Genomic DNA, 18,597 nt, shown 5'->3' with positions numbered 1-18,597 from the left:
ATGTCTCCATGGGAGAGGGAGCGGGAAAGGGTGCGGGAAGCGCGGACGAGTGGGCGACGAGCGCGGTGGTGTGCTGCCCGGTCTGCCGCAAGGAACATGCCTATCTGGCGACGGTCCTGCCCTGCGCCTGCGGCGCTCCGCTCGCCCCGCCACTGCTGACGGGCGCCCCGCCGGTGCCCATCACCCGCCGGAGCTGGTCGGACGAGTGGGTCGCGGTCCGCTGCGCCCTGTGCGGACGGCAGGACGAATGGCCGCAGCCCGAGCTCGGCTGCTCCTGCGGGACGGTCCTGCGGCTCGCGGTGCGCCCGGCCGCAGCACCCCCGGAAACGTCTTCGCCGGACGCAGCGGCCCCCGACCCGGCGGATCCCTCCGCCCCGGACGGCGCGGGCGCGGATCCGGGCGCGGGCGCCTCCGCCGGGGCGCGGCCCCCGGCCCACATCCCGCTGCCGCGCACGGCCGCGACCCCCAGGCCGGCCTTCCGGCCCGTGATGATCCGCACCTCGGCCGACGTGGTGTCGGCGGCAGCCCGCTATCTGGAGTGGCTGGGCTTCCGCGAGGTCGTGCAGCCGGGGCGGCGCCCCGCCTCCGGGATCGATCTGCACGGGCCGGGCCTGATCGCCACCGTCGAGACCACGACCCGGCCGGCCGCCCTGCGGGACATCGAGTGCCTGTGGCTGCACGGGATGACGTCGGCCGCGGCGTGCGTCTTCTTCTCGCTGTCCGGGTACGCGGACGACGCGCACAGCCGGGCCGGCGAACTCGGCGTTCCGCTCTTCGCGCTCGATCTCACCGGCACCCCGCAACCGGTCAACGGACCGGCCGACGAGCTGGTCAGTACGGGCGCCGCAGCGAGCTGAGCGACGGCCGCCCCGGCCGCAGAGGACGCGCTACGGGCGGTAGATCTCGCCCGGCTTCAGCTTCGCGGGGGCGATCAGCTGCGGCACGGTCACGAAGTGATAGCCGCGCTTCTGCAGCGTGTCGATGATGCCGGAGACCGCGGGCACCGTGCCCTTGTAGATGTCGTGCAGCAGGATGATGCCGTCGGGCTCGGCCTGCTTGAGCGTCCGCTTCTCGATGAGCGCGGTGTCGTTCGTGGAGTAGTCCTTGGCCGTGGTGCTCCACAGCACCTGCGAGACGCCGAGCTCCTTGCAGATCCTGGAGACGTCGTCGTTGGTACGGCCCTGCGGCGGGCGCATCACGCGGGGGCGCTTGCCGGTGAGCTTCTCCACCGCGACCTCGGTCCTGTCGATCTCCGCGCGGACGACTCCGGCCTTCTGCTTGGTGAGGATCTTGTGGGTCCAGGTGTGGTTGCCCACCTCATGCCCCTCGGCCGCTTCGCGCTTGACCAGTCCGGGGTACTTCATCACATGGTCCCGGCCGAGAAGGAAGAAGGTCGCATGGACCTTCTTCTCCTTCAGGACGTCGAGGAGGTGCGCGGTGTTCGGTCCCGGCCCGGCGTCGAAGGTCAGCGCGATGCACTTCACCTTGCGGCAGTCTGCAGGCCCCAGCGGCGCCGCGTCCTTCTTGTCCGCGTGGTCACGCGCGTCGGACGGCGATGTGGTGTCCATGGAGCAGCCGCTCAGCGCCAGGGATATGAGCGCGGCCACGGCAGCGGCGGCCCCGAGCCGTCCTGCCTTCTTCTTCAGCGATGACATGCCCAGGACTATACACAGTATGTATAAACCGAGTGTATAGCGGGTGCCCGGTACCGGGCACCCCGTGGCCCGCCCGGCTAGACGTCCACCGCGCCGTACAGGTTGCGCAGTTCCACCTTTCTGACCTTGCCGCTCACCGTCATGGGGAAGGTGTCCAGGATCCGCAGCCCGCGTGGGACCTTGTAGTGGGCCAGCCGGTCCCGGCAGAACTCCCGGAGGCCTTCCAGCGTCGGCGGGTCGCCCGGATCCCGCGGGATGACACAGGCCAGGATCTCTTCGCCGTAGCGCTCGTCCGGCACCCCGATCACCTGCACGTCGGCGACCTGGGGATGCCCGTGCAGGAACTCCTCGATCTCGCGCGGATAGACGTTCTCCCCACCCCGGATGATCATGTCCTTGATCCGGCCGACGATCTGGACGTACCCGTCCTCGCGGATGACGGCCTGGTCCCCGGTGTGCATCCACCGGCCGGCGTCGATCACCTCGGCGGTCTTCTGCGGCTCCTCCCAGTAGCCGAGCATCACGCTGTAGCCCCGGGTGCACAGTTCGCCCGGCTCACCGCGCTCCACCGTGGCCCCGGTCGCCGGGTCGACGACCTTCACCTCCAGATGCGGCAGGACCCGCCCCGCCGTTCCGGTACGGCGCTCCAGATCGTCGTCGCGGCGGGTCTGCGTGGACACCGGCGAGGTCTCGGTCATCCCGTAACAGATCGACACCTCGGCCATGTGCATCTCGGCGACGACCCGCTTCATCACCTCGGCCGGGCAGGGAGAGCCCGCCATGATCCCGGTGCGCAGCGAACTCAGGTCGTATGCCCGGAAATCGGGGTGGTTCAGCTCCGCGATGAACATCGTGGGCACGCCGTAGAGCGAGGTGCAGCGTTCCTGCTGGACGGCGCGGAGGGTCGCCCCGGGGTCGAAGGAGGGCGCCGGGATGACGATGCACGCGCCGTGCGAGGTGGCCGCCAGGTTGCCCATCACCATGCCGAAGCAGTGGTAGAAGGGGACGGGCAGGCAGATCCGGTCCTGCTCCGTGTACCCCACGAGCTCCCCGACGGAGAAGCCGTTGTTGAGGATGTTGTGGTGGGAGAGGGTGGCGCCCTTCGGGAAGCCGGTGGTGCCCGATGTGTACTGGATATTGATCGGGTCGTCGCAGGAGAGCACCGTGTCGAGCGCCATGTGGCCCCCGGCGGAGGTCAGTTCGTCCCAGGTGGGGTCACCGATGAAGTGGACGGACCGCAGCTGCGGGCAGGCGGAGCGCACCTCGCCGACCAGGGCCCGGTAGTCGCTGCCCTTGTGCTCCGTCGACGCGACCAGGAGACGGACGCCTGCCTGGCGCAGCACGAACTCCAACTCGTGGGCGCGGTAGGCCGGGTTGATGTTGACCATGATCGCGCCGATCCGGGCGGTCGCGTACTGGACGAGCACCCACTCCGGGCAGTTGACCGCCCAGATCCCGACCCGGTCGCCCTTGCCGGTCCCGCGCGCGAGGAGGCCGCGGGCCAGGCCGTCCACCGCCGCACCGAACTGCGCGTACGTCCAGCGCCTGCCGGACGGCACATCGACGAGTGCCTCGCGGTCCGGGAAGGCCGCGACCGCGCGGTCCAGACTCGCGCCGATCGTGTCGCCCAGGAGTTCCTTCGTACCGGTGCCGTGTGTGTAGGAGAGGGTCATCGCAGCTCTCCCTCGGCGTATTCGGCGGTGGAGCCCTCGGCGGTCGCCCTGCGCAGTTCGATCCTGCGGATCTTCCCTGAGACCGTCTTGGGCAGCTCGGCGAACTCGATCCGGCGGATCCGTTTGTACGGGGCGAGCACCGCCCGCGAGTGCGCGAAGAGCACCTTCGCCACATCGGGGCCGGGCTCCCACCCCTCCGCGAGGACCACATAGGCCTTGGGGACGGCGAGCCGCAGCGCGTCCGGAGCGGGCACCACCGCGGCCTCCGCCACCGCCTCGTGCTCCAGGAGCGCACTCTCCAGCTCGAACGGGGAGATCTTGTAGTCGGACGCCTTGAATACGTCGTCGGAGCGGCCGATGTAGGTGATGTAGCCGTCCGCGTCCCGCGAGCCGATGTCGCCGGTGCGGTAGAAGCCCCCCGCCATCGCCTCCGCCGTGCGTTCCGGGTCGCCGTGGTACCCGGTCATCAGGCCGACGGGCCGGGCGGAGAGGTCCAGACAGATCTCGCCCTCGCTCACGCCCGGCTCACCCGTGACGGGGTCGAGCAGTTCGACGCGGTAGCCGGGCGTCGGGCGGCCCATGGATCCGGCCTTGAGGAGCTGGCCCGGGCTGTTGGCCACCTGGACTGCGGTCTCCGTCTGCCCGAAGCCGTCGCGGATGGTGGTCCCCCAGGCCCGCCGTACGGTCTCGATGACCTCGGGGTTCAAGGGCTCACCGGCTGCCACGACCTCACGCGGTGGTGTCCGCAGCCGGGTGAGGTCCGCCTGGATCAGCATCCGCCAGACGGTCGGCGGTGCGCAGAAGGACGTGACTCCTGCCCGGTCCATCTCGTCCATCAGCCGGGCCGGGTCGAAGCGCGTGTAGTTGTGGATGAAGACGGTCGCCTCGGCGTTCCAGGGGGCGAAGAGGTTCGACCAGGCGTGTTTGGCCCATCCGGGTGAGGAGATGTTGAGATGGACGTCGCCGGGGCGCAGACCGATCCAGTACATCGTCGCCAGATGGCCGACCGGGTACGAGGTGTGGGTCTGCTCCACCAGCTTGGGCCGGGCCGTCGTCCCCGAGGTGAAGTACAGCATGAGCGGATCGTCAGCGCCGGTGACCCCGTCGGGCGCGAAGTCGGCGGACGCACCCGCGGCGTCCCCGTAGGACAGCCAGCCCTCCGGGGTGTCCGCGCCGACCGCGATCCGGGTGTAATCGCCCGGCACCTCCGTGAACTTGGCGGTGTCCTCGGTCCGTACGAGCACGTGCCCGACGCCGCCGCGGTCGACCCGGTCGCGCAGATCGGCCGGCCCCAGCAGCGGAGTTGCCGGGATGACGACGGCGCGCAGCTTCATCGCGGCGAGCGCCGTCTCCCAGAGTTCCTGCTGGTTGCCGAGCACGACCAGGATGCGGTCACCTGCCCCGACGCCCTGCGCCCGGAGCCAGTTGGCCGCACGGTCGGACCGCTGAGCCATCTCGGCGAACGACACCGTGGTCTCGCCACCGTCCTCCTCGACGATGTGCAGCGCTGTGCTCTCGTTGCCCCGCGCGATGGTGTCGAACCAGTCGAGCGCCCAGTTGAAGTGTTCGGGGCGCGGCCAGCTGAAGCCCTCGTAGGCCGTGCGGTACTCCTCACGGTGACGGAGCAGGAAGTCCCGTGCGGCCCGGAACTCCTCCGTCGCGTTGTTCGACGTCATGTGTCCTCCTCGTTGCGGGACTGCTGCTCAGCATCGTGTAATCAGTGCCGCGGGTCCCACCACCCCCGAACGGGGGCAATGCCGGTGTGTCCCGCCCGAGGAGCACGGGCGGCTCTGCCCCCGGCGGAGAGGAGCGGCCGCGTGCCGGAGCCGTTCGAGGCAGTGGACATGCGGACGGCGCTGCTGCGGATGCGCCGCGCCACCGGACTGCCGGTGGCGTTCGGCGGGCTGCTGACGGGGACCGGGCAGCTGCGGATCGCCGAGCTGAGCGGTACCGCGACACCGGCGCTGCGCGGCCTCGCGGTGTCGGCGGGCAACGGGCTCGGCGGCAAGTCGATCGCGCTGTCCCGGCCGTGTGCGGTGACGGACTACCGTGCCTCGCTGCACATCAGCCATGAGTACGACACGGCCGTGGGCGCGGAAGGGCTGCACGCGGTGCTGGCCGTGCCCGTGGTGGTGCGCCGGAAGGTGCGCGGTGTGCTGTACGGGGCGGTCCGTGAACGGCTGTCCTTCGGCGACCGTACGTACAACGCGGCGGTCGAGGCGGCCCGCGACGTGGAACAGGCGCTCGTGGTGCGGGACGAGGTGCAGCGGCAGCTGGCCGCGGCACGTGAGCCGGCGATCGAACCGGGGGCGTGGGAGCAGGTGCGTGAGGCGCACGGTGAACTGCGCGCGCTGGCAACGCGCATCGCAGACCCGGAACTGAGCGGTGCGCTCCTCGCCGTCTGCACCCGGCTGGCCGCCGGTGTCGCCTCCCCCGGACACGGCGGGCCCGTGGCGCTGGCACCGCGCGAGGTGGACGTACTGGCCTGGGTGGCGACCGGCGCGACGAACGCGTCGGCCGGTGCACGGCTCGGTCTTAAGACGGAGACCGTGAAGGGCTATCTGCGGTCCGCGATGCGCAAACTGGGCGCACACACCCGGCTGGAGGCGGTCGTGGCGGCCCGCCGGGCGGGTCTGCTGCCGTAACATCCCGGCCGAAGCCATCGGAGAACGCCCCCCGGGAGGATATGCCGTCGCGGAGGTGCGGGCCCCTGGCTCGTACCCAACTCACGGCTTGTCCATATGACTTACGGAGCATGCATGACGTACTCATCCGCCGGGCAGCTCGTCGTCGGACCGGCGGCCGTGGAGGACTGGCCCGTCATCAGCGGGTGGGCGCACGACGAGGGATGGAATCCGGGGCTCAGCGACGCCCGGAGCTTCTTCGCCCAGGACCCCGGCGGATTCTTCCTCGGCCGCCTGGACGGGGAGCCGGTCTCCGCGGTCTCGGTCGTCAACTACGGCGATCACTACGCGTTCCTCGGCTGCTATCTGGTCCGTCCGGACCTGCGCGGGCGCGGTCACGGGCTGGCGACCTGGGAGGCGGCGCGGGCCCATGCGGGAGACCGGACCATCGGTCTCGACGGGGTCGTCGCCCAGCAGGGCAACTACCGCAAGTCCGGGTTCGTGCTCTCCCACACCACGTTCCGCCACACCGGAGTGCTGCCGCCCCGCACGACGACGGGGGTGCGGGGGATCCGGCCCGTGGACCACGAGCCGATCGCGGCGTACGACAGCGCGTGCTACCCGGCCGACCGCCCCCGCTTCCTGGACCAGTGGCTGACCACGGACGGCCACCGCGCGTTCGTACGTCTCGACGCAGGGCGGCTGGCGGGGTACGCGGTGATCCGTCCCGCGGCCGGCGGGATCCTGCGGATCGGTCCGCTCTTCGCCAATACGCCCGCCGACGCCGAGGCGCTGTACGGAGCACTGGCCGAGGAGGCCGGCACGGCGCAGGTCGCCGTGGACGTCCCCGAGTCCAACCCGGCCGCCGTCGCGCTGGTCAGGTCCCTGGGGCTCACTCCCTCCTTCGAGACGGCCCGGATGTACACGGGCCCGGTCCGCCCGATCGCCGGCAAGTGCATCTACGGCGTCACGACACTCGAACTCGGATAGCGCCCGCCCGGGAGCCCGCCCCCGGTTCAGGCGTCCAGGGCGCCGAACCCGATGTCGTGGACGCCGGCCCGTGTCATGCCGGCCAGCAGCCGCTCGCCCTCGTCCGCGAGGGCCGCCCGGTCGGCTCGGGCGAGCCGGGCGAACGGCTCGATGCGCAGCGTGGCCGTGGTCCCGTGCTCCTTCAGCCGCCAGATTCCGGCGAGGAACCCGTCCAGCAGGAAGCTTCCGAAGACCTGGTTGCCCACGCCGTTCCGGCCCCGGTACTCGGCGGGGACGACCCGCGTACGGTCCGCGTGCGCCAGCAGCAGATTGTCGAACTCGGGCAGGAAACGCGGCGGGGCGGGAGTGTCCTCGTCCGGCCGGGGCGCGCCGGGCAGATCGAACAGTTCGTCACCGCCGGGGCCTCGGAAGGTGATCAGCTGCGGTCGCAGCCGCTCGAACGCACCCGACAGCCGGGTCAGCCCCGCCCACCTCTGCATGTCCTTGACCGAGGCGGGCCCGAAAGCACCGAGGTAGCGCAGCACGGTCCCGTCGGGAGCCGGTGCGGGTGCGGAGGCACGGCCGAGCCACTGCTCGGCCGTGGTGAGCACGACCTGCCCGCTGTGCCCCCACAGCCCGCGCGGCGTGACCTGCACCAGCGGCAGGCGGCAGCGGGCGGCGACGGAGAGGGCGGGCGGGTCGGCGTCCGGCCACTCCGTGAGCAGGTGCTCCCTGAGCTCTTTCATGGTCCGGGGACGCTCCTCCACGAGCTCGCGCGCGAGCTCCGTCAGCCGGTCGATGTCGACCCCGGCCAGCCCGGCGCGGAATCCCTTCAGCTCACGCTCCCGCGCGGCCTGGACGAGCGGACGCAGCGTCAGGGCGTCGTCGGCGGTGTGGAGATGCAGGGTGGAGCGCATGGTCACCATCCGTACGGCCGCACGGGACTCCAGCAGCCCCGACAACTCGTGCGGGTCGAAGTCCGCGAGCCGGGACCAGAGCTGGAAATACGGTGGCCTGGTGTTCTGCGCCTGCAGGCCCAGCAGCCGCGTGACGGCTTCCCCGGCGGGCAGCTCGGCGCGGCGGAGCAGGAACTGGCGTTCCAGGGTGGCGCGGTTGAGTGCGCGGGTGCTGATCAGGGCCATGCGGGCATGCTAAGGGCGGACGGGCACCGCCCGGACGGCTCTCACCGGTCTCCGCGGGGGCTCCCGCTGGAGCGGGTCAGCGCTGCCCGCCGGCGGACCACCACCCCGGTGACGACCAGCAGCAGCGCGCACCCTGCCGCGTACCGGACGGCCGCGGGGGCCGCGGCGAGTCCGCGGCGGGACTCTGGTGCGGCCGGGGCGGGGAGGGAGGCGGACGGCCGGTGGTCCTCTTCCGCGCGGGTCACCGGTGCCTGGCTCCGGGGCGGCGGCCCGGCCGTGAACTGCCTGACGACGACCGGGCTCCCGACGACGGACGCGTAGACACCCCTGAGGTGCGCACGGGAGACGGAGGCCGCTGCTTCCAGGGCCTCTCCCCCGGCCGGCGCGGGCCCGCTCACCGGCTCCGGCTGCCACGGCCGGTACGAGCACCGTTCACCCGAGATGCTGACGTGCTCGGGTGCGTGCCAGGTGAACGCGTTGTTGACGGCGGCCGGGTGGTGGCCCGCGGGCGGACGCTTCAAAGGCTGCGAGTTGCCGGGGCGACCGTCGTACGACGTGGCGTGCGACCGCGAACCGGGGATGAGGCCGTGCCCCGCGGGCACCGGCCGCCTGATGCTCGCGGGCCAGAACACCGCCCGGCCGGGCGCCGGTTCTCCGTTCGCGCCCGGAGGCCGGCCACCGGCCGGGTACCAGGCGTCCGCGCCGCTCCCGGCCTCTGCGAGCAGCGCCGTCGGGTGGTAGCCCACGGGTGCGGTGAGCACGTCGGGGGTGTGCAGCGCGACGTGGTAGCCGTGCCCTGCGGGGGCCCCTTCGGAGGCCAGGGCCCTGTCGCGCTCGGTGGGGGCTGCGGCCGGGCACATGGCGCAGGCGGTCACGGAGAGAAGGCTGGTGGGACTCATGCCCGGCACGTTAAGCACATGATTCACGGCTCACCGGGGTGTCGGGCGCTGTCGGGCACCAACGCCCTCCGCACGGGCGCCCGGTGTCCGCCGGATGGCCGCCGCCCGACTGCCCCGGCCGGGCCCGGCGAGGCTCCGGCCGGATGTTCGGGCCCGGGCGGTCGGGAGGGGCGCATGAGGCGGGCGGTGCTGCGGTGCGCCGCCCCGCACCCCTGGCGGGGCCGGGCGGCGTCCGGGTCAGGCGAGGTCGAGGAGTTGCTCGTAGAAACCGCCGAAGTGGTTCTCCTCGTCGACCAGGTGAATCTCCAGGATCCAGTGGCAGCGCCACCCGGCCCGGTCGGTGCGCAGGAGCGGGGTGTCGTTGTCGGGGGTGATGTACGACTCCGTCCTGGCCCCGTCGATCAGCTCGTGCGGGAACTCGCCGACGAGATGGCCCGCGTGCCAGCCGCCCAGCGTCCAGCCCGCTTCGGCGGCCAAGCGCCCGATCTCCGTGTGCAGTTGCTTCCCGGTGATGCCGGGGTCGGCCCGGAACGCCTCCCGCCCGGCCGCGAACACCTCCGCCAGGTCGTCCCGCAGCCGGAGCTTGCCCCGGTCGTCGCCGAAGACGAAGGTGCGCCCGAAGTCCGCCTCGTACTCCTCGAAGATCGGCCCGAAATCGACGAACGCGATGTCGTCGTCCCGGATCACCCGGTCCGGGGGGTTCTCCTGGTAGGGGAACATCGTGTGCGGGCCGGAGCGGACGATCCGCTTGTGCCAGTGCTTCGTCGTCCCGAACATCTCGTTCGCGAGGTCCCGGATCCGGTCGCTGACCTCCCGCTCACCGGCGCCCGGCGCCACCAGGCCCCGCGCTGCGACCTCCGCGAAGAGGGCCACCGCCTTGCGCTGGGCCTCCACCAGCCCGAGGGCGCGCAGTTGCTCGTCCATCCGGTCAGGTACCGCCATGGTGCTGTTCCTCTGCTTCCCGGGATGCTTCCCGTGGTTCCGGCGGGGTCGCGCGCACGATGACGAGCGACCCCTCGTAGTACGGGCGGCTCCGCAGCCGGCCGAAGCGCGCGTCCCACGCTCCGGAGTCCAGATCCGCGCGCAGCCGGTCGGTGAACCGCTCCCGCACCCCGTCGTCCACGAAGCTCCATGCCGAGCACGCCTGCCGGGCCGCGGGGTCGAGCAGCATTTCGGGGCGCCCGTAGTACGCCTCGTTGAACCCGTCCGTGCAGTCCAGCGGGATCGGTACGGCCTGCACGCCGACGGTGCCGCCGAGCGCCTCGGCCATCATCTCGATCGCCGGGTAGCGCCGGGCCTCGGTGTCGAGGACCTCGGGTGCGTACTCGTACAGCCAGAAGTCCCTCACCCGTTCCGGATCGCAGGTCAGCACGGCCACCGGGCCGCGGGTCACCCGGCGCATCTCCCGCAGCCCCTCCTCGACGTCGGACCACTGGTGCACGCTGAAGAGGGTCATCGCCCCGTCGAACTCGTCGTCCGCGAACGGCAGGCTCTCCGCGACCGCGTCCACCGCCCTCGGCAGACCTGTCGAGCGCTGGGCGCGCATCGACTCGGACGGTTCCACCGCCGTGACGGCCTGCGCCGCGGTCTCGTACGAGCCCGCTCCCGCGCCCACGTTGACGACCTTCCTGGCACCACCCAGCGCCTCGGCGATGACCTGGGCGATCCGGGGATCGGGCCGCCGGTAGTGCGCGTAGCCGTTGCCGATGCTGCCGTAGTCGACGTCACCGGCGCTGCCGTCGGAGCTGTGGACATCCATGAAGATCCAAACCTCGCCTCGTGAGCAGGAATCAGAGAAGTGCGGGCCGGGGCGCCCGGTGGAGCGCGGTGGGCCGGGCGTGCGGGGTTTCGGCACGGCACGGCACCGGACGGACGCGGCGGTCGGCCGCCGCGCCAGCGGACACGGGCCACGGATCCCTGCCCCGTGTCCGCCCGGCGGGCGGACCGGACGGACACGGGGCTTCCCGCGTCCTGGAACCCTCCGCGACTCCAGCCACCGTCTCTGCCTCCGCATCTGCCGGGGATCCGCCACCCCATACTGCATCTGCCGCACCCATGACGTAAATCAGCTGGTGAATGCTCGTCCCATCCACCAAATGCCTGGCAGATGTGACCTGTGGACACCTCCAGGGGAAGCCTGCGGGCCCGGCACCCGGCCGAACGCCCTTCTGCCGCATGCGACCGATTCCGATTCTGCCTGCCGGGGGCTCCTGGGTGCCGGACCGCGCTCCGGCGCGGCTGCGGCGGTGACGCCGGCGCTGCGGGTCCGGCGCCTCGCGCTCGTTCCGCGCATGGGTGTCCCCCGGGTGTCCGAGCGGTGGCCCCGGTGCCCGGGCCGCCCGGCACCATGGACCGGGCCGCCCGGGACGCTCACCGTCGCCGGGTCCGGGGCCCGGACCCGGGGGTGGCTGACTCCGCCTCAGGGCCGGTGCGGTGTCACCCCCATCGCTGCGGGCACGGCCGGAGCCTCACCCGGCGGCCCGCAACAGGTCCGCGATCCGGGTGAATCCGCGCTGCTCCGCGTGGTGCAGCGCGGTCACCCCTTCGCCGTCCGGCAGACCGGGCGTGGCACCTGCCGTGATGAGCAGCCCGACGATCTCCTGGTGCGCCCGCCCGCCGTCCCCGAGGATGACGGCCTCCAGCAGGGCGGTCCAGCCGAGGTCGTTGACGTGGTCCACGTCGATGTCCGTCTCCCTCAGGAGGGCGCGTACGTAGTCGACATGGCCGCGCTCGCACGCCGGGATCAGTGCGATCCCGCCGAAGCGGTTGCGGAGCTCCAGATCGGGGCCGGCCGCCAGCAGGACCCGCATCATCTCCACGCTTCCGGTGACCCCGGTGGCCAGCCAGGGACTGTCGTCGCGGTGGTCCTGCGCGTCGGGGTCGGCCCCCTCGGCCACCAGGACCCGGGCGGCCCCGGCGTGGTCGCCGAGGGACGCGAGGAGGAGGGCGGTACGGCCGTGCGCGTCACGGGCCTCGCGGTCGGCGCCGGCGGCCAGTGCGGCGCGTACCGCGGTCGCGTCCCCCGTACCGGCCGCGTCCAGTACGGCCCGGTCCTGCTCGTTCATCCCGTTCCTCCTGTGCTCGCCCGTGCCCGGGTGCCCCGGCCGGCGTTCCGGTCCGGGCCGGGGCCCTGACGGTGTGTATGCGTGCTGCTCATCCTGCTGCTGTCCCTCCGCGCCCCGCGCGGCGCCGCCTACTCGGTGAGGGCCGCGGCGCCCGCCCGGGCGAACTTCTCGTCCAGGTCACCGGAGGGCGCACCCGCCACACCGATGCCCGCGACCGGGGTGCCCTTCACCGTGACGGGCACCCCGCCCGCGAGGAAGAGCGTGCCGGGGATGTCCTTCAGCTGAGGAGTCTGCTCCAGACGCTTGACCAGCTCCGAGGTGGGGGCGCTCCAGGACACCGCCGTGTACGCCTTCTTCGCGGCCGACTCGTAGGACTGCGGGCCCGAGCCGTCCCCGCGGAGGGTGACGACCGTGTTGCCGTCGCGGTCGACGACGGCGACCGACACGTGCTGGTTCTCCTTCTCGGCGGCGTCGAGGGCGGCCTGCGCCGCCCTGGCCGCGCCGTCGACACCCAGATGGGTGGAGACAGTGAGGTCGCCCCTGGGCACGTCCTTGTGCGCGGCCGTACCGGAGGCGGCGGGCGCCGGGGAGGACGCGCTGGCGGAGACCGCGCCGAGCGTGGTCCCTGCGGCCGTCGCCACGAGGACCGCGCCGGCGACGGCGAGGCGGGTGCGCCCGGTGATGTTCTTGAGGTGCTTCACGGGTCCGGCTCCTGAGGGATCGGGGATGGTGGTGGTCGGCGGACGCGGCCGGGCGGGGTGGCTGCCGTGCAGTTCCCGTCCCGTCGTCCGCTCCGGTCTCCATCCTGGGTCCGGACCCGGGCCCGGCCCGTCGGCGTACCGGCTGCGTACCGGGCGCGGACCGGCTGATGGCCGGGTCATCCGATCGGTTGACGCAGCCCTCGCCGCGATCGACCACAATGAGGGTGTTTGCCCTGTGGGGCGGTCCGAGGCCGGCCGCAGGCCTGCGCCGCACGACGCGAACGAGACGAGGGGAGCCCCGCCGTGGCCCAGCACGCAGAAGCCGACCCGGACGCCGGGTGGCTCGCCGCCGTCATGCACGTGGCGTTCTTCCTGCTGCTCGGCGGCGCCCTCACCCGCTTCCTGGTCCGGCACCCGGGCGAGGCGCGCCTCCCCTGGATCATCGCGCTCTCCGGCGTGCTGGCCGTGCTGTACGTGTTCGGCCCTCCGCTCGGCGCGCGCCCCACGCCCCGTCGGCTGGCCTGGCTGACCGTGGTGGTCGCGGTCTGGGTGGTCCTCGTCCTGCTGGCGCCGAGTTTCGCGTGGTGCGCGGTGCCGCTCTTCTACACGGGTCTGCGCACGCTGCCGACGCGCGCCGCCCTCGTCCTCGTGGGGCTGCTGACCGCTCTGGTCGTCGCCGCGCAGCTGGAACTCGCCGGCCGGTTCGACGCCGACCGGCTCCTCGCCCCGCCCGCCGTCGCCGCGCTCGCCACCGCTGTCTTCCTCCATATGGAGCGCCAGACGGACCGGCAGCGCGCCCTGATCGGCGACCTGCTCCGCACCCGCCGCGAACTGGCCGCCACCGAGCGCCGCGAGGGCATGCTCGCCGAGCGCCAGCGGCTGTCCATGGAGATCCACGACACCCTCGCGCAGTCCCTCTCCAGTCAGCAGATGCTGCTCCAGGCGGCCGACCGGATCTGGGAGACCGACCGGGCGCTCGCCCGCACCCACGTGCGTACGGCGGAGTCGGTCACCGAGCGCGGACTCGCCGAGGCGCGCCGCTTCGTGAGGGATCTGGCCCCCGTCGACCTGGCGGAGTCAGAGGCACCGGACGGCGGCCTTGAGGAGGCGCTGCGGGCCCTGGCCCAGCGGGAGTCCGGCGCCGGGGTCGCCGTACGCTTCCACGCCGAAGGCGCCGGAGCGGCGCTGCCCGAACGGGTGCGGTACGCGCTGCTGCGGATCGCCCAGGGGGGTCTGGCCAATGTGCGCGAGCACTCCGGTGCCACGACCGCAGCGCTGACCCTGACCAGCCTGGACGACCAGGTGGTCCTCGACATCGCGGACGACGGACGGGGTTTCGAAGCCGGGCCGTCCGGGGTGCGGCCGTCCCGGTCAGGGCAGGGCGGGCGCGGGCACGGACTTCCGGCCATCCGGGCGCGCGCCCGGCAGCTCGGGGGGACCCTCACCATCGAATCGGCGCCGGGCCACGGCACCGTCCTGTCCGTGTCGGTCCCGCTGACCGCACCCGTCCCGCCGCCGCCCCCGGAGAGCCCGTGAGTACGCCGTCCCCGGTCCGTATCGTCGTCTGCGACGACCACGCCGTCGTCCGCGCGGGGCTGCTCGCCCTGCTCGGCAGCGCGCCCGGCATCGATGTGGTGGGCGAGGCGGGCACCGGCGACGAGGCCGTGGCGCTCGCCGCCAAGCTGATCCCGGACGTCGTCCTCATGGACCTCCAGCTCGGCACGGGCATGGACGGTGTCGAGACCACTCGACGCATCACGTCCGCCGCACTCCCCCCGCACGGCCCCCGCGTCCTCGTCCTGACCACGTACGACACGGACGCGGACGTCACGCGCGCGATCGAGGCCGGGGCGACCGGCTATCTGCTGAAGGCCGAGCGCCCCGAGGAGCTGTTCGCCGCGATCCACGCGGCCGCGCAGGGCCGTACGGCGCTCTCGCCGCCGGTCGCCAGCCGGGTGATGGCACGGATGCGCAGCCCACAGCCCTCGCTCACCGCACGGGAACTGGACATCCTCGCCCAGCTCGCCCACGGACTCGGCAACCGCGATATCGCCCGGGCCCTGTTCATCAGCGAAGCGACCGTCAAGACCCACCTGGGCCGTATCTACAGCAAGCTGGGCGTCGAGACGCGGGCGGGCGCGGTCGTGGTGGCGAAGGAGCAGCGCCTCATCCCCTAAGGGCTGCCCTGTAATCCCCGGCGGGCGCACGACGACAGCTACGGCGCCTCGCCGCGTCGTCGGAACGCCCGAATACATCCAGTATGCGAGCGCCCCTCCGCCTTGCGATGCACCGCATCTGACGCCCCGCGCTGATCCACCAGGGATTACGGGACAGCCCTCAGGAAGGCAAGCGGGTCGGCCGCGCTGCCTGGTGTTCCCTCCGGAGCCCTCCCCCGGCCCGGCGGCAGGGCGCACAGCCCGGGGCCGGTCCCGGGGAACCCGTGCGGGAGGGAGCGCTCAGCGGGTGTGCGCGTCCAGCGCGTCGATGATCCTGGGCCAGAGTTCGCGGGGGCGGTCGTGCCCCATGTCGGGGATGGCTTCCCGCCGTCGGAATCGATCAGTGTGTCGTCCAGACCATGAATCACCAGGGTCGGCACCCGAAGCCCGCGGAGCGCGTCCGCGCGGGAGCCACCGAGGATCATGGCCCCGAGCTGCCGGCCCGCTCCGGCCGGGTAGTACGCGCGGTCGTAGCTCTCGGCGGCCAGCTCGCGCAGGAGCGCCGGGCTGCCGTACCGCCTGGAGGCCCACACCATCTCTGCCTCCGCCGCCGCGATGTACCCCTCGCGATCCGATGGCTTCGAGCTGAGGAGCACGGCCTGGGCCCCGGCGCCGGCCCGGCCGTAGCCGGGCTCGCCGGTCGAGGACATCATCGACGTCAGGCTCAGCACGCGCGCCGGCCGGCTGATGGCCATGGTCTGGGCGATCATGCCGCCCATCGACGATCCGACCACGTGAGCCCGGTCGATACCGAGCCGGGTGAGTAGGCCGAGGCCGTCGTCGGCCATGTCCTGAAGCGTGTAGGGCACCATCGCGAGGGCGGAGGGGATGTTCCCCGAGCTCACCGCGTCGATGAACCGGCCCCTGTCGACGGGGTGGTCGTCGAATGTGGTGGAGAGCCCGCAGTCACGGTTGTCGTACCGGATCACATACCGGCCGCGTGCCGCGAGAGCACGGCAGAAGTCCTCGTGCCAGGCGATCATCTGAGCACTGAAGCCCATCACCAGCAGGACCGCCGGATCAGAGGCGTCGCCGAAGGTCTCGTACGCGAGGGACACTCCGGGCGAGACTTCGGCGATCGGCATACCGGGAGTCTCCCAGCACCGCCCGCCCGCGCGCACCCGGGCCGATCGCACGGCCTGGGCCCCGGCGCCGCGCGGGCGGGTGGTGCGGCCGTCCTCAGGTCTTGCGCAGATCCGGGGCCGGCACCCCGATGAGCAGGCGGCGCACGGCGTCCCACGCGGTGCGCAGCGCGCGGGTGACCGCCGGGGAATCGCTGCCCATGAGGCGGACCCACGCCCCCGCGTCGTCCGGCAGGACACTCACACCGAAGATCAGGCCGGAGTCGAGCAGGGCGTCGTGGAGAGTGTCGGCGACGAGGGCGGCGGGCGCCAGCGGGGTGAGTACGTACAGCGATGCCATCAGATCGTGGCCGGCGAAGACCGCGGGTCCGCTCACCCCGCCCGGCCCGTCCGGTACGAGGCGCACCGAGTCGACCGCCAGCAGCGAGCCGCCGGGGCGCTGGACCTCCAGGTCGCTGAAGAGCATGCGGTAGGCGTGCCGTTCGCCCCGGGCGAGGCGCCCGGCCGCGATCGTCTCGCCCAGCAGCACGGTCGCCGTGGGATCGGCGGTCACCAGGGTGTGCTGGTAGAAGCGCGCGTCCCGGTAGGGGATCAGCGGATCGGGCAGGTACTCGACGTAACTGTCCGCCCCGGCGGTGAGGTTGACGGTCTGGGTCGCGTGGTCGAATTCCATGCGGTGCACTTTGGTGGCGGCCTGCGTCGTGAGGTGCACCGATGATCCAGGGCCGCAGTCGATGTCGATCCGGTTCCGGTCGGCCTGCAGGATGCCTCCCCCGGTCGACATCAGATAGGTCACCGGCAGGTCGGGCCGCTGCGGGTCGATGTACAGCGGACGCATGATCTGGAGCGGTGACTTCTGGTAGCGGTCGACGAGTTCGGTGCGGTCGCCGATGCGCGCGTACCGCAGTTCGAGCAGGCCGACCTTGCCGGGGCGCCCGGCGGCCAGGGTGTCCGGCGGGCCGGCGAGGCCAAGCAGCCGGGCCGGGGTCCGCCGGGGTTCGTAGTGCGCGGGGTCCAGCCGCGCGGGCGCCGTGGTCACGCGGAAGCCGCCGCCTGGGCGGCTTCGTGGGCCAGGACGAAATCGGCGATGGTGTCGAGGCCTTCTCCGGTGAGGGAGTTGGTCAGCACCACCGGGCGCCCCTCCCGGACACGGCGCGCGTCCGACTCCATCACGCCCAGATCGCACCGTACGTACTGGGCGATGTCGACCTTGTTGATGACCAGCAGTTCGCACTCGGTGATGCCGGGGCCCCGCTTGCGCGGCATCTTGTCACCCTCGGCGGTGTCCAGGACGAACAGGAAGAGGTCGACCAGCGCGGGGCTGAAGGTGAGGGTCAGGTTGTCGCCGCCGCTCTCGAAGAGCAGCGTGTCCACATCGGGGTGGCGCTCCAGGAGTTCGTCGGCGGCCGCCTGGTTCATCGTGGGGTCGTCCCGGACCGCGGTGTGCGGGCAGGCTCCGGTCTCGACACCGACGATACGGTCCGCGTCGAGGATCCCGTCCAGCGTGCGCCGGACGTGCTCGGCGTCCTCTGAGGTGAAGATGTCGTTGGTGATGACGGCGGGGGTGCGGCCGCGCGCGAACAGTATGGGGACGAGCGCCTCGATGAGAGCCGTCTTCCCCGAACCGACCGGACCTGCGATCCCGACCCGCAGGACGCCGTCCTTCGGGCGGCGCAGGAGCTCGTCGTCGCTGTGGTGGTGCCGGGCCTGCATGGGGTCGTGCATGGTGATCCTTCTCTGGTGTGGTGTCTTCGCGGGGGTGGCACGCGGTGCCGTCCTGGTCCGTACGGCCGGCCGGGCACGCACCGCACTCCGCCTAACTGGCGAACAGCCGTGCCTCCGCACGCTCGTGGCGGCCGGCCATGACGTCGGCCATCGGGACGAAGCCGCCGATGTCGCCGGCCTCCCGCTGCAGTGCGGCTTCCACCGCCTCCTCGATCACCGGCGCCGCCCGGTGCAGGACGACCTGCGCCTGCCGGTGGTCCGTCAGCCGCAGCCGGAGGGCGGCCCCCACGAAACTGGCCGCGAAAGCGAACAGTTCGCAGGTGACCGCCTGCCGTACGGGTACCGCGTTGCCCGCGTGGACCACGGCGGCGACGACCGGCTGGCAGCCGGGTACGGCGCCGTCGCGGTACAGGGTGCGGTACTGCTCGATCTGCGGGGTCCCGTAGACCTCCGCTGCGAGGTCGAGCAGCTGGCGCCCGGTGCGGACGCATGCCTGCCGGGCCTCACGGCCCAGTTTGGTGGCGTGCAGCCGCTGTTCCACCGCGGTCAGTTCCGCCCAGTCGCCGGCGGTGGCGGCGCGGTGGGCGAGCGCGAGCGCGGTGGCGTCGGCGGGCCCCGCACTGTGGCGCAGCAGGTCGTGCAGGAGCCCGGGCAGGGTGCGCGGGGTCACCGCGCGGGCCTGCTGGAAGCCCTCCAGGCCGTGGGAGAGGGTGTAGTAGCCGCTGGGGAAGGCCGAGTCGGTCAGCTGGAGCCCGGTCAGCAGCGCGGCCGTGGGCATCGGGTCGTTCACGCCGGGGCTCCGTTCGTGCGAGATGGTGGTCCTGGTCCGCGGCCGTCCGGCCGCCG

The 18,597-nt window shown here is 72.5% G+C and carries 18 protein-coding genes; 5 read left to right on the top strand and 13 right to left on the bottom strand.

The genetic code is table 11. The features are described 5' to 3' along the window. Positions 1 to 8: 8 nt before the first annotated feature. Positions 9 to 857, top strand: a complete 849-nt coding sequence (locus OG917_RS27590) for a hypothetical protein (RefSeq protein ID WP_328320652.1) — start codon at positions 9 to 11, stop codon at positions 855 to 857. Positions 858 to 887: 30 nt separating this feature from the next. Here OG917_RS27590 and OG917_RS27585 read toward each other — a convergent pair whose 3' ends face one another. The 3 genes from OG917_RS27585 to OG917_RS27575 form a co-directional block, all read right to left on the bottom strand. Next, positions 888 to 1,655 (bottom strand): polysaccharide deacetylase family protein, encoded by a 768-nt coding sequence (locus OG917_RS27585; protein ID WP_328320650.1) that lies wholly within the window; start codon positions 1,653 to 1,655, stop codon positions 888 to 890. Between the two features lie 77 nt (positions 1,656 to 1,732). Continuing rightward, positions 1,733 to 3,328, bottom strand: coding sequence for an AMP-binding protein (locus tag OG917_RS27580; RefSeq protein ID WP_328320648.1), 1,596 nt, complete (start codon positions 3,326 to 3,328; stop codon positions 1,733 to 1,735). Continuing rightward, positions 3,325 to 5,004 (bottom strand): AMP-binding protein, encoded by a 1,680-nt coding sequence (locus OG917_RS27575; RefSeq protein ID WP_328320646.1) that lies wholly within the window; start codon positions 5,002 to 5,004, stop codon positions 3,325 to 3,327. Before OG917_RS27575 ends, OG917_RS27580 begins: the two co-directional genes overlap by 4 nt. Before the next feature lie 141 nt (positions 5,005 to 5,145). Here OG917_RS27575 and OG917_RS27570 point away from each other — a divergent pair, with 141 nt between their 5' ends. Further along, a complete protein-coding gene (locus OG917_RS27570; RefSeq protein WP_328320644.1) occupies positions 5,146 to 5,973 on the top strand; it encodes a helix-turn-helix transcriptional regulator in 828 nt (275 codons plus the stop codon). A gap of 114 nt (positions 5,974 to 6,087) precedes the next feature. Beyond that, a complete protein-coding gene (locus tag OG917_RS27565; protein WP_328320642.1) occupies positions 6,088 to 6,942 on the top strand; it encodes a GNAT family N-acetyltransferase in 855 nt (284 codons plus the stop codon). 26 nt (positions 6,943 to 6,968) lie between these two features. Here OG917_RS27565 and OG917_RS27560 read toward each other — a convergent pair whose 3' ends face one another. The 6 genes from OG917_RS27560 to OG917_RS27535 form a co-directional block, all read right to left on the bottom strand. Continuing rightward, positions 6,969 to 8,063 (bottom strand): winged helix DNA-binding domain-containing protein, encoded by a 1,095-nt coding sequence (locus OG917_RS27560; protein ID WP_328320640.1) that lies wholly within the window; start codon positions 8,061 to 8,063, stop codon positions 6,969 to 6,971. A gap of 41 nt (positions 8,064 to 8,104) precedes the next feature. Continuing rightward, the gene (locus tag OG917_RS27555; RefSeq protein WP_328320638.1) at positions 8,105 to 8,962 is read right to left on the bottom strand and encodes a hypothetical protein; all 858 of its coding nucleotides are present in this window, start codon (positions 8,960 to 8,962) and stop codon (positions 8,105 to 8,107) included. A 237-nt stretch (positions 8,963 to 9,199) separates the two neighbouring features. Next, on the bottom strand, positions 9,200 to 9,904 hold the full coding sequence (locus OG917_RS27550) for a M24 family metallopeptidase (RefSeq protein ID WP_328320636.1): 705 nt from the start codon (positions 9,902 to 9,904) through the stop codon (positions 9,200 to 9,202). Continuing rightward, on the bottom strand, positions 9,891 to 10,721 hold the full coding sequence (locus OG917_RS27545; RefSeq protein WP_328320634.1) for a class I SAM-dependent methyltransferase: 831 nt from the start codon (positions 10,719 to 10,721) through the stop codon (positions 9,891 to 9,893). The genes OG917_RS27550 and OG917_RS27545 overlap by 14 nt, the downstream gene beginning before the upstream one ends. Positions 10,722 to 11,430: 709 nt before the next feature. Continuing rightward, the gene (locus OG917_RS27540) at positions 11,431 to 12,027 is read right to left on the bottom strand and encodes an ankyrin repeat domain-containing protein (protein WP_328320632.1); all 597 of its coding nucleotides are present in this window, start codon (positions 12,025 to 12,027) and stop codon (positions 11,431 to 11,433) included. Positions 12,028 to 12,155: 128 nt separating this feature from the next. Beyond that, complete coding sequence (locus OG917_RS27535; RefSeq protein WP_328320630.1) at positions 12,156 to 12,728, bottom strand: GlcG/HbpS family heme-binding protein; 573 nt, start codon at positions 12,726 to 12,728, stop codon at positions 12,156 to 12,158. A gap of 303 nt (positions 12,729 to 13,031) precedes the next feature. Here OG917_RS27535 and OG917_RS27530 point away from each other — a divergent pair, with 303 nt between their 5' ends. Both OG917_RS27530 and OG917_RS27525 read left to right on the top strand, forming a co-directional pair. Beyond that, on the top strand, positions 13,032 to 14,264 hold the full coding sequence (locus OG917_RS27530) for a sensor histidine kinase (protein WP_443059027.1): 1,233 nt from the start codon (positions 13,032 to 13,034) through the stop codon (positions 14,262 to 14,264). Next, positions 14,261 to 14,905 (top strand): response regulator transcription factor, encoded by a 645-nt coding sequence (locus tag OG917_RS27525; RefSeq protein ID WP_328320628.1) that lies wholly within the window; start codon positions 14,261 to 14,263, stop codon positions 14,903 to 14,905. The genes OG917_RS27530 and OG917_RS27525 overlap by 4 nt, the downstream gene beginning before the upstream one ends. Positions 14,906 to 15,051: 146 nt before the next feature. Here the strand turns inward: OG917_RS27525 and OG917_RS27520 are convergent, their stop codons facing one another. The 4 genes from OG917_RS27520 to OG917_RS27505 form a co-directional block, all read right to left on the bottom strand. Next, on the bottom strand, positions 15,052 to 16,029 hold the full coding sequence (locus OG917_RS27520) for an alpha/beta fold hydrolase (RefSeq protein ID WP_443059026.1): 978 nt from the start codon (positions 16,027 to 16,029) through the stop codon (positions 15,052 to 15,054). Positions 16,030 to 16,123: 94 nt separating this feature from the next. After that, entirely contained in the window at positions 16,124 to 17,065 is a 942-nt protein-coding gene (locus OG917_RS27515) for an urease accessory protein UreD (protein WP_443059025.1), read from the bottom strand. Further along, the gene (ureG, locus tag OG917_RS27510; protein WP_328322223.1) at positions 17,062 to 17,739 is read right to left on the bottom strand and encodes an urease accessory protein UreG; all 678 of its coding nucleotides are present in this window, start codon (positions 17,737 to 17,739) and stop codon (positions 17,062 to 17,064) included. The genes OG917_RS27515 and ureG overlap by 4 nt, the downstream gene beginning before the upstream one ends. 103 nt (positions 17,740 to 17,842) lie before the next feature. After that, positions 17,843 to 18,529 (bottom strand): urease accessory protein UreF, encoded by a 687-nt coding sequence (locus OG917_RS27505; RefSeq protein WP_328322221.1) that lies wholly within the window; start codon positions 18,527 to 18,529, stop codon positions 17,843 to 17,845. Positions 18,530 to 18,597: the final 68 nt, after the last annotated feature.

Source organism: Streptomyces sp. NBC_00388, from assembly GCF_036061255.1.
In the GTDB taxonomy this organism is placed as follows: Bacteria; Actinomycetota; Actinomycetes; order Streptomycetales; family Streptomycetaceae; genus Streptomyces.
Note: the sequence above shows the minus strand (reverse complement) of the source record. Positions and strands in the feature narration are given on the sequence as shown.

What these genes read in the sequence shown, in the direction of transcription:
- OG917_RS27505 (WP_328322221.1), bottom strand. Translation starts at nt 18,529, where the DNA reads ATGCCCACGGCCGCGCTGCTGACCGGGCTCCAGCTGACCGACTCGGCC.
- OG917_RS27565 (WP_328320642.1), top strand. Translation starts at nt 6,088, where the DNA reads ATGACGTACTCATCCGCCGGGCAGCTCGTCGTCGGACCGGCGGCCGTG.
- OG917_RS27550 (WP_328320636.1), bottom strand. Translation starts at nt 9,904, where the DNA reads ATGGCGGTACCTGACCGGATGGACGAGCAACTGCGCGCCCTCGGGCTG.
- OG917_RS27585 (WP_328320650.1), bottom strand. Translation starts at nt 1,655, where the DNA reads ATGTCATCGCTGAAGAAGAAGGCAGGACGGCTCGGGGCCGCCGCTGCC.
- ureG (WP_328322223.1), bottom strand. Translation starts at nt 17,739, where the DNA reads ATGCAGGCCCGGCACCACCACAGCGACGACGAGCTCCTGCGCCGCCCG.
- OG917_RS27575 (WP_328320646.1), bottom strand. Translation starts at nt 5,004, where the DNA reads ATGACGTCGAACAACGCGACGGAGGAGTTCCGGGCCGCACGGGACTTC.
- OG917_RS27540 (WP_328320632.1), bottom strand. Translation starts at nt 12,027, where the DNA reads ATGAACGAGCAGGACCGGGCCGTACTGGACGCGGCCGGTACGGGGGAC.
- OG917_RS27580 (WP_328320648.1), bottom strand. Translation starts at nt 3,328, where the DNA reads ATGACCCTCTCCTACACACACGGCACCGGTACGAAGGAACTCCTGGGC.
- OG917_RS27560 (WP_328320640.1), bottom strand. Translation starts at nt 8,063, where the DNA reads ATGGCCCTGATCAGCACCCGCGCACTCAACCGCGCCACCCTGGAACGC.
- OG917_RS27590 (WP_328320652.1), top strand. Translation starts at nt 9, where the DNA reads ATGGGAGAGGGAGCGGGAAAGGGTGCGGGAAGCGCGGACGAGTGGGCG.
- OG917_RS27520 (WP_443059026.1), bottom strand. Translation starts at nt 16,029, where the DNA reads ATGCCGATCGCCGAAGTCTCGCCCGGAGTGTCCCTCGCGTACGAGACC.
- OG917_RS27545 (WP_328320634.1), bottom strand. Translation starts at nt 10,721, where the DNA reads ATGGATGTCCACAGCTCCGACGGCAGCGCCGGTGACGTCGACTACGGC.
- OG917_RS27555 (WP_328320638.1), bottom strand. Translation starts at nt 8,962, where the DNA reads ATGAGTCCCACCAGCCTTCTCTCCGTGACCGCCTGCGCCATGTGCCCG.